Consider the following 10,422-nt stretch of genomic DNA (forward strand, 5'->3'; position numbering starts at 1 on the left):
ATCTCAAAAATTCTTGAAGATTAAGTGGGGCTCCTGTCCGATTCTGTTCAACTTACACCCGGTGGGAGAAGTAAGTAGCCCCACTAATCGAAGTTTCGTCTTATCATATATTACTTGGGGAGTGGTCCGTTTGAAAAAGATTATTAATGATCCAAATATAGTTGTCCAAGATATGTTAAAAGGAATGGTGGCAGCTAATCCGGCTACGATAAAACAATTACCTGATACAACCGTAATTGTCAGAAGTGATGCACCTACTATTAATAAAGTCGGCTTAGTTAGTGGTGGAGGAAGTGGCCATGAACCGGCCCATGCGGGGTATGTTGGTAAAGGGATGCTTGATGCTGCGGTTGCAGGTGAGGTCTTTACATCACCAACTCCAGATCAAGTGTTAGAAGCAATCAAGGCGGTAGATGGTGGTTCGGGCGTCTTTCTAGTTATAAAGAATTATACAGGAGATGTACTGAATTTTGAGATGGCTGCTGAACTAGCAGAAGCAGAAGGAATTAAGGTGGAGCATGTAATTGTTAATGATGATGTAGCCGTCGAAGATAGTTCCTTCACTACAGGCAGAAGGGGAATTGCTGGAACAATTTTCGTTCATAAAATCGCTGGTGCAAAGGCCGAACAAGGTGCAACTTTAGATGAAGTAAAATCAGTAGCTGAAAAAGTGGTTGCGAATGTTCGTTCAATGGGGATGGCCTTAACCCCATGTACGGTTCCTGCAGCAGGTAAGCCTAGCTTCAATCTAAAAGAAAATGAAATGGAAATTGGGATTGGCATCCATGGTGAGTCAGGAATAGAAAGAAAGGAAATTTCGACTGCGGATGAAATTGCAAGTGAATTAGTAACTAAAATTCTTGATGATGGCGTACATGTTCGGGGCGATGATGTTGCCATCATGATTAATGGGTTAGGCGCTACACCGGAGATGGAATTAAATATTGTAAACAGTAAGGTAAATGAAATCCTAAATGAAAAAGGCATTCATGTTTACAAAACATTTATTGGGGAATATATGACAGCATTAGAAATGGCCGGTTGCTCCGTAACGCTGCTGAAATTGGATGACGAACTGAAAACGCTATTGAATTTAAGTTCAGAAGCACCTGCTTTTCGCGTCTAAGGAGGGGAATCATGGAATTTCGAGTAGAAGATGCCATTCATTGGTTTACAGTGGTAAATGATAAAATTCAAGAAAACAAAGAAAATCTAACCACTCTAGATCAAGTGATTGGCGATAGTGATCATGGGATAAATATGGCTAGAGGGTTTCAAGAGGTGGTAAATAAATTATCGACACAGGAGTATGAAGAGGTTGCTGACGTATTAAACCACGTTGCAATGACTCTTATTTCTAAGGTTGGCGGCGCTTCTGGCCCATTATTCGGGACTGCCTTCTTAAAGTTTTCACAGGCGGTAAAGGGGATAAACCCTGTAGATTATGATAGTTTTACGAAAGGCCTTGAGGAAGCATTACAAGGCGTAAAACAGCGTGGAAAAGCAAAATTAGGTGAGAAAACGATGATTGATGTTTGGTCGCCTGTTGTAGATGTTTTTCAATCAGAAAAAGGCTTTGAGGACAATCTATTCATAGAAGTGGCTAGGGAAGCGATGGAGAATACGAAGCATATCATGGCAACAAAGGGTCGAGCGGCATATTTTAAGGAAAAATCAATTGGTCATATTGATCCAGGATCTGCTTCCACATACATGATTTTTGAAGCCTTAGCAGAAGTAATCAAAGGGAGAAAATAGTATATGGCATATGTTGGAGTCGTGTTAATTTCTCATAGTTCGAAAATAGTGGAAGGTATGAAGGAGTTAATTCGCCAAGTGATTTATGATGTTCCAATTGAATTAGCTGGTGGAACGGAAGAAAATGAAATTGGGACGAGCATCGATAAGATTACTCGCGCGATTAATCTTGCAGATAAAGGGGAAGGAGTTATCCTTTTCTATGATATTGGTAGTGCAAAAATGAATGCAGAAATAGCAATCGAATTATCAGAGTCAGAAGTGGTACTAGTAGAAGCGCCTTTAGTTGAAGGTTCATATATTGCGGCTGTAGAATCAGGGATGGGCAGAAGTTTGCAGGAGATTAAAAGGGCAGTAGAAAAAGCCTTCTAAACATTCAATCAAATTACTGTACTACGGATAGTAAATATGCTATATTTAAATTAAGTTAATACTTTGGACGGAGAATTGGAGAAGCCGCAACAGTTAGTGCAAATATGCATTAGCTTGTTTGCGGCTTTTTTCTATTCTTTGCCATCGTAATTAAAGATCTTTTCTCATAGTTTGTGTTAGATAGTGATGTTGATTTCTGCTCTTTTCAGCTGCACAATTTAGGGCAAAGCATCAGTGAGGCTCCGAATTGCTCTCTTCACAAGGAGGGTCACCAGCCGTTCGTAGAAAGAGAAGTGTATTTCCGGAACGGTAAGCCAGGATGTCGCGATTATTAAGTAAGAGCAACAATCTATCAGAAAGCATTCCTAAATAATGAATAATGAAATATAAAGAAAACTACTCAGATTTTAACAAAAAGAATAGGAAGTGTTTAGTGATGACAATATTTTCAAGTTTCAATCGTAAAGAGGCTTACAACAAATTAGAAAATGAAACTTTAGATCTATTAGTTGTTGGTGGAGGGATAACAGGTGCAGGAATTGCATTAGATGCCGTAACACGAGGATTAAAAGTCGGGCTAGTGGAGATGCAGGATTTTGCTGGCGGAACATCCAGCCGGTCAACAAAACTTGTCCATGGTGGGCTGCGTTATTTACAGCAATTTGAAATTAAAATGGTAGCAGAAATCGGTAAGGAACGAGAAATTGTTTATGAAAATGGACCACATGTAACGACCCCAGAATGGATGATGTTACCATTTCATAAAGGAAGCACTTTAGGACCACTCACTACAAATATTGGACTAAGAGTGTATGACTTTTTAGCAGGGGTAAAGAAAAGCGAACGTCGGAAAATGTTGAGCCCTCAGGAAGCATTAGAAAAAGAACCATTAATTAAAAAGGATGGATTGAAAGGTGCTGGCTATTATGTGGAATATAAAACGGATGATGCAAGATTGACAATTGAAGTTTTGAAGAAAGCGGTGGAAAGAGGAGTCCATGCGATAAATTACGCCAAGGTTACGGAATTTATCTACAATGAATCGCATAAGGTTTCTGGAATAACAGTAGAGGATCAGATCAATCATGCAAAATACAATCTTTATGCGAAAAAGATTATTAATGCTGGTGGTCCTTGGGTCGATGAATTACGAGAAATCGATGGTTCGAAAAAAGGAAAAACCTTGCATTTAACGAAAGGAATTCATCTCGTCTTTCCAAAGGAAGTGTTCCCATTAGAGCAAGCAATCTATTTTGATACACCAGACGGGCGGATGATTTTTGCCATACCACGAGATAACAAAACTTACGTTGGGACAACAGATACGACCTATGATGGCGATATTGCTCACCCAGTAATGACAGAAGCAGATGAAAACTATGTGCTCGATGCTATCAATTATATGTTCCCGTCATTGAATGTACAGAAGGAAGATGTTGAATCAAGCTGGGCAGGAATTCGTCCACTAATTGAGGAAGAAGGAAAAAACAGTCCAAGTGAAATCTCCCGTAAAGATGAAATCTTCGTTTCTGATACTGGTCTAATCTCAATGGCCGGTGGAAAATTAACAGGATATCGGAAAATGGCAGAACAGGCAGTTGATACAGTAGTCAATCAGTTAAAGGAAGAAGAAGGAATTTTATATTCAAAATCGGAAACAATACAATTACCAATATCTGGTGGTGAAGTCGGAGGCTCTAAAGGTTTTGGGGCATTTTTACAAAGTAAAGTAGCGGATGGTATTGCTCTTGGACTAGATGAAGCTAAAGCATTCGAATTTGTTTCAACCTATGGATCGAATGTTGATACCCTCTTTGACATTTATCAAAAACGTAAAGAAGAGGCTGAGAAAGAAAATATTGCTCCAGAAGTATTTACAAAACTTATATATGCAATGGAGTATGAGGCAGCATATAAACCAGTGGATTTCTTCATTCGCAGGACGGGGGCTTTATTTTTTGAAATCAATTGGGTAAGAACGAACAAGGAAAGTGTCATACAATATATGGCAAGGAAATTGCAATGGAGTGAAGAACAGAAGCGGAGCTATATTGCCGAATTAGAACAGTTATTGCATGAAGCAGTGACACCGATAAAACAATCTTAACGGTAGTCCCCCTAAGCTACAACAGATAAACCAGCAAGAAGTATACCATCGGCAATTTTACCTATAGGCTATGTAATTATGGGTTATTATGTGGTATACTTTCACGTGTGTATGTCTTGAAGTTAGGGGGATATCGATGACACAAGTGAAAAATAAAGCAAAAGAAAAATCAAATAATGTTATCCCTTTTATTCCTGAAGGTGACTTTTATTTCACAAAAGGTGTTGAAGCCTTTCAAAATAGGAAGTTTAATATTGCTGTAAAATGGATGAAAAAAGCGATTGAAGCAAAGCCAAATGATCCTTTATATCAATGTCAAATGTCCGTTATTTATACAGAGATTGGTTCATATCATGCTGCGAACCAATTGTTAACGAATGTACTGCAATCAACGGAATATACTGATTGCTATTATTTAATTGCAAATAATTATGCACATTTAGGACTGTTAAATGATGCGGAAAAATATGTAAACCTCTACCTCCAAAAAGAGCCAAATGGTGATTTTAGTGAGGATGCTATAGCTTTATTAGATTTAATAGATATTGTTGACGTGGATGATGACGACGATGACTTTGAACTTGAGGATGAAGATGAACTGCTCATTTATCAAGAAACGGCATTTTATCATATGGAAAATATGGAATGGGAAAAAGCACTTCCAGTTATAGAGGAAATGATTACACTATTCCCTGAGTATATGCTAGCAAAGCATGATTATTCTCAAACCCTATTCTTCTTAGGGCGTAAAGAAGAAGCAGTGCAAATGGAATTGGATATTTTGAAGCAAAATCCTAATACATTGTATTGTCATATGAACCTAGCACTGTATTATCATGAATTGAATGAACAAGAGGAATTTGAAAAACATATGCAATCATTACTAAATGTATATCCAATTCATGAGCAGCAAAAACTCCGTATTGCTGTTACATTAGCAAGAACGGCGCGTTTTCAGGATGCCTATTCACGTTTTATTTCTCTATCAAAAGGGATTGTTAAAAACCATCCATCCTATTATAGATGGTATAGTATTACAGCTTTTCAAGTTGGCGAGCCAGCTAAAGCACTTTTATTATGGGAAGAAGGATGCAAGCAGCATCCATTATTATCGAAAGAATCGGGACCTTGGGAAAAATAAAAGGTCCTTTTTTGACGCATTAACGGGCTGTAATACCCCTGCCTCTAAGCAGAAAAACCAAAAACGATAGAAGGCGGGAGTAAACAGTCCATAAATTCCTAATTCTGTTTAACTAACATCCAGTGGGGCGGTAGGTAGACTCCCACTGAATGCAGTTTCACTTTATGAGCAGAATAATAGACGAAGAAGGATTATTTTAATAAGCTAGTAGTACGTGTGAATTAAATAAAATGAAGAAAGGACGATCAATATGTCCGAAGAACGTATGTATGACGTAATTATTGCAGGTGCAGGCCCAGCAGGAATGACAGCAGCAGTCTATGCATCTCGTGCAAACCTAGATACATTAATGTTAGAGCGAGGAATGCCTGGAGGCCAAATGGCGAATACTGAAGATGTGGAGAACTATCCAGGGTATGAGAGTATTTTAGGACCAGAACTGTCAACGAAAATGTTTGATCATGCCAAGAAATTCGGTGCAGAATATGCATATGGAGAAATCAAAGAAGTCGTTGATCATGGTAATTATAAGACAGTTATTGCTGGAAATAAAGAATATAATACGAGAGCACTCATCATTACGACTGGTGCACAATTTAAGAAATTGGGGATCGAGGGTGAGAATGAACTCGGTGGCCGTGGTGTATCATATTGTGCTGTATGTGATGGCGCGTTCTTTAAACAAAAGAATCTTGTTGTCATCGGTGGTGGTGATTCAGCAGTTGAGGAAGGGATTTATTTAACTCGATTTGCAGATAAAGTTACGATTGTCCATCGTCGTGATGAGTTACGTGCCCAAAAGATTATTCAGCAACGTGCATTTGCAAATGAAAAGATTGACTTTATTTGGGATACCGTTGTAAATAAAATTAATGGACCTGAAGGAAAAGTTAGCAGTGTAACTCTTCAAAATAAACTCACTGGTGAAGAATCGGAATTTGCTACGGATGGTGTGTTTGTATATATTGGTATGGTTCCACTCAGTGACCCTTTTAAATCTCTTGGCATTACCAATGAAGATGGCTACATTCCAACGAATGAAAATATGCAGACGAGTGTGCCGGGTATATTTGCTGCAGGTGATATTCGTGAGAAACAACTTCGACAAATTGTGACAGCAACTGGTGATGGTAGTATTGCCGCTGAAGCTGCAATTAAATATGTTGAAGATCTTGCGGAAGAAGCAAAAACAACCACAAAATAATTTTTAACTGCTTCTTAACGCCACTGTAATACATTCGCAACATAAATGAGGTATTCTATAGATAACTAATTGACCCCCTTTTAATAGATAAATTAGTTTTTGCACAGGTGCATGCACCTGTGTCTTTTTTTGGAAGAACTCCTTTATATTATATTGTCGAAAAAAGTTGGTTATTAGGTTATGGATTTATTCATTCCTGTCCAAGACGAATGGAAGTTTCGACTTATCCATAGTATAATATTTACAGTGGACTTTTTTCATATTTAACAAATTAAGTATTTAGTGCGGACTACTTTCGTATAGTAATACAAACGAATCAATATGATTAGTGTTCTATCAACACCTTTACGGTTTATATAAGGGGGAGATTGACAATGAAAAACGGAGAAATGGAAACGAAATTAGTGATTATTACAGGGATGTCAGGAGCTGGAAAGACGGTTGCAGTGCAAAGCTTTGAAGATTTAGGCTATTATTGTGTAGATAACTTACCCCCTACATTGCTACCAAAATTTTTAGATCTTATGCGTGATTCCTCAAATACGATTCGAAAAGTGGCGCTTGTAATGGATTTACGTGGTCGCGAATTCTTTGATTCTTTATTCGATGCATTAGATACTGTTGGGAAAGAAGATTGGCTGGAGGAACATATTCTTTTCTTAGATGCAAAAGATGAGAAGCTAGTCAGTCGCTATAAAGAAACAAGACGCGCACATCCATTATCTGTTGGCGGACTTCCACTTAAAGGTATCCACCAGGAACGCGAAATACTTGACCAATTACGAGGAAGAGCACAACGCATTATTGATACAACCAATTTAAAACCTCGTGAATTACGGGAGAAAATTGTAAAAATATATTCCGAAGATAAACAGGAAATATTCTCGGTGCACATGGTCTCTTTTGGATTCAAATATGGAATTCCAATCGATGCAGACCTTGTTTTTGATGTAAGGTTCTTGCCTAACCCGCATTATGTTGCACATTTACAACCACTAACAGGTTTAAATCAAGACGTGGCATCATATGTCTTTAAGTGGTCTGATACACAAACATTTAATGATAAGGTCCTTGATTTGTTGCAGTTCATGTTACCTCAATATAAGAAAGAGGGGAAATCACAGCTTGTTGTTGCGATTGGCTGCACAGGAGGACAGCATCGTTCCGTTGCCTTAGCAGAACATTTTGCGAATACACTATCTGAGAATTACATCACTCATGTTACACATCGGGATATTGATAAGAGAAAGGGAAAATAATGATGACGAACAAGAAGCGCCCTAGAATTGTCGTGATGGGTGGTGGGACTGGGATGCCAGTTCTATTACGTGGATTAAAGAATTTACCAATTGATTTAACGGCACTTGTTACTGTTGCAGACGATGGCGGTAGTTCAGGTCGATTGCGCAGTGAAATGGCTATCCCTGCGCCAGGAGATATCCGAAATGTAATTGCTGCGTTATCCGATGTGGAACCAATGCTTTTAGAATTATTCCAGCATCGATTTTCAGTAGGAAATGGATTGTCCGGCCATTCGATGGGCAATCTTTTATTAGCCGCGATGACGTCGATTACTGGTGATTTTTTCACAGGGATAAAGGAAATTTCCCGTGTTTTAAATGTAAAGGGAGAAATTTATCCAATATCGAATCAAAATATGGATCTAAATGCAAGGTTTACGGATGGATCGATTGTTATCGGCGAATCTAATATTCCGCTTGCAAAAAAACGAATTGAACGTGTGTTTTTAAGTCCGGAGCCAGTTAAACCATTGCCAAATGCAATCCATGCAATTCAAAAAGCTGATTTAGTCGTTATTTCACCTGGAAGCCTATATACTAGCATTATGCCAAATCTAATCATTCCACAAATTGACATTGCATTGAAGGAAACGAAGGCAAAGGTCGTTTATGTTTGTAATGTGATGACACAGGCTGGAGAAACAACCGGTTATAAAGCGTCGGATCATGTAAAAGCAATTACGGATCATATTGGATCAGGCTGTATTGATGCAGTTGTTGTTCATAATGAACCAATTAAACAGGCCGTCCGTGATATCTATGCAGAAGAAAATGCAGAACCGGTAGTTTATGATACATTAAAACTATTGGAAATGGGATTAGAAATAATTGAAGGTGATATAATTAATTATTCTAATTCAACGGTAAGACATGATAATCATAAAATTGCAAACTTGCTTTACTCGATATTAGAGCAAGTGTAAAGATTTTACTCAATATATAGTAAAGGAGGTAAAGAAGATGTCCTTTGCTTCGGAAATAAAAAAGGAATTAACTGCAATTGAAGTTGACGAATGCTGTTTACGCGCGGAACTCGCTGCCTTAATCAGGATGAATGGTGCGATTTCGTTTTCAAGCAGGAATTACACGCTTGATGTACAAACCGAAAATGCTGCAATTGCAAGACGTATTTATACACTAATTAAAGAGTGTTACGGATTTCCCGTTGAATTACTTGTCCGGAAAAAAATGAAGTTAAAGAAAAACAATATTTATATTGTTCGGTTAAAAGAAAAGGTCCGTGATTTTTTGACGGAGTTAGAAATCATTAAAGATTCCTATACCATTATCCGGACGATTTCGGATAAAATTTTAGCCAAAACCTGTTGTAAAAGGTCCTACTTACGTGGTGCTTTCCTAGCAGGTGGTTCAATTAATAATCCTGAAACATCTTCTTATCATTTAGAAATATTTAATTATCATCGTGAACACAATGATGCTTTATGTGACTTATTAAATTCATTTGATCTTCGTGCACGTACATTGGAGCGAAAAAGTGGCTTTATTGTTTACATAAAAGAGGCCGAGAGGATTACGGACTTTCTGAGTATCATTGGTGCAAATATTGCATTGTTTAAGTTTGAGGATGTCCGAATTGTTCGTGACATGCGAAATTCGGTTAATCGTCTTGTGAACTGCGAAACAGCAAACTTAAATAAAACCATTGGTGCGGCGTTCCGGCAAATTGAAAATATTAAACTAATTGAAAATACGGTTGGTCTTGATCAACTTCCAGAAAAATTACAAGAAATTGCAAGATTGCGTGTCGAACATCAGGAAGTGTCATTAAAAGAACTAGGAGAACTTGTTTCTGGTGGGAAAATCTCGAAATCTGGTGTGAATCATCGATTAAAAAAAATCGATGAATTCGCAGCAAAGATAAAACAAGGAGAAGTACTGCAAGAAAGTCAAATTCAACCTTCTTAGTAGGGATTATTCTCTTTTATCGGAATACATGATATAATACAGATAATTATATAAAGTATACAATCTGTTAAATATAGACGACAACTAACATTGCCCTGTGCACTGTTAGTTAGCTATTGGACAATAATGATAGCGGTTACTTACAATGCTTGGTTGTCGCCGAGCCGTTCGGTGACAGCATTAGTTGCACTTATGTAATAAGAGAGTTTTAAACTTTCTTAATTACTAAAATAGGGAGGATGAAGGAAATGATTGAAAGGATAGTCACGGTAGAATTGGCAGAGGGATTACAAGCTAGACCAGCAGCACAATTTGTTCAGGAGGCAAATCGTTATTCTGCACATCTTTTTCTGGAAAAAGAAGGTAAAAAAGTAAATGCTAAGAGCATTATGGGATTAATGAGCTTAGCTATTGGTCGTGGGGAGAAAGTGATGCTAATCGCTGATGGTGTTGATGAGGAAGTAGCATTAAATCATTTGACTTCATTAGTATCAAAATAGACTTTGAAATTATAAAAAACCCCTTCCATTAGGTACCGACCCCCGAAAGTTAGAGTAGAAAATCTAACTTTCGGGGGTGTTATTATGGCGAAATATAGTGAAGAATTTAAAAT

10 protein-coding genes are annotated in these 10,422 nt (G+C 37.8%); all 10 read left to right on the plus strand.

Features of this window, described 5'->3' with window-relative positions:
• The first annotated feature begins 130 nt into the window (after positions 1-130).
• The gene (gene dhaK, locus CWR45_RS18215; RefSeq protein WP_115751260.1) at positions 131-1,126 is read left to right on the plus strand and encodes a dihydroxyacetone kinase subunit DhaK; all 996 of its coding nucleotides are present in this window, start codon (positions 131-133) and stop codon (positions 1,124-1,126) included.
• 11 nt (positions 1,127-1,137) lie between these two features.
• On the plus strand, positions 1,138-1,758 hold the full coding sequence (gene dhaL, locus CWR45_RS18220) for a dihydroxyacetone kinase subunit DhaL (RefSeq protein WP_115751261.1): 621 nt from the start codon (positions 1,138-1,140) through the stop codon (positions 1,756-1,758).
• Between the two features lie 3 nt (positions 1,759-1,761).
• Positions 1,762-2,130, plus strand: a complete 369-nt coding sequence (gene dhaM, locus CWR45_RS18225; RefSeq protein WP_115751262.1) for a dihydroxyacetone kinase phosphoryl donor subunit DhaM — start codon at positions 1,762-1,764, stop codon at positions 2,128-2,130.
• Positions 2,131-2,566: 436 nt separating this feature from the next.
• Positions 2,567-4,237: a glycerol-3-phosphate dehydrogenase/oxidase gene (locus CWR45_RS18230; RefSeq protein WP_115751263.1), complete on the plus strand. Its 1,671-nt coding sequence runs from the start codon at positions 2,567-2,569 to the stop codon at positions 4,235-4,237.
• Positions 4,238-4,373: 136 nt separating this feature from the next.
• The gene (locus CWR45_RS18235; protein ID WP_115751264.1) at positions 4,374-5,378 is read left to right on the plus strand and encodes a tetratricopeptide repeat protein; all 1,005 of its coding nucleotides are present in this window, start codon (positions 4,374-4,376) and stop codon (positions 5,376-5,378) included.
• Positions 5,379-5,628: 250 nt separating this feature from the next.
• Positions 5,629-6,582 (plus strand): thioredoxin-disulfide reductase, encoded by a 954-nt coding sequence (gene trxB, locus CWR45_RS18240; RefSeq protein ID WP_115751265.1) that lies wholly within the window; start codon positions 5,629-5,631, stop codon positions 6,580-6,582.
• A gap of 374 nt (positions 6,583-6,956) precedes the next feature.
• The gene (gene rapZ / locus CWR45_RS18245) at positions 6,957-7,841 is read left to right on the plus strand and encodes an RNase adapter RapZ (protein WP_115751266.1); all 885 of its coding nucleotides are present in this window, start codon (positions 6,957-6,959) and stop codon (positions 7,839-7,841) included.
• A 2-nt stretch (positions 7,842-7,843) separates the two neighbouring features.
• Entirely contained in the window at positions 7,844-8,806 is a 963-nt protein-coding gene (locus CWR45_RS18250) for a gluconeogenesis factor YvcK family protein (protein ID WP_115751267.1), read from the plus strand.
• Positions 8,807-8,843: 37 nt separating this feature from the next.
• Positions 8,844-9,809 (plus strand): DNA-binding protein WhiA, encoded by a 966-nt coding sequence (gene whiA / locus CWR45_RS18255; protein ID WP_115751268.1) that lies wholly within the window; start codon positions 8,844-8,846, stop codon positions 9,807-9,809.
• Positions 9,810-10,057: 248 nt separating this feature from the next.
• Positions 10,058-10,309 (plus strand): HPr family phosphocarrier protein, encoded by a 252-nt coding sequence (locus tag CWR45_RS18260; protein WP_115751269.1) that lies wholly within the window; start codon positions 10,058-10,060, stop codon positions 10,307-10,309.
• Positions 10,310-10,422: the final 113 nt, after the last annotated feature.

The sequence above is a fragment of the Oceanobacillus chungangensis genome, from assembly GCF_003369565.1.
In the GTDB taxonomy this organism is placed as follows: domain Bacteria; phylum Bacillota; class Bacilli; order Bacillales; family Amphibacillaceae; genus Oceanobacillus; species Oceanobacillus chungangensis.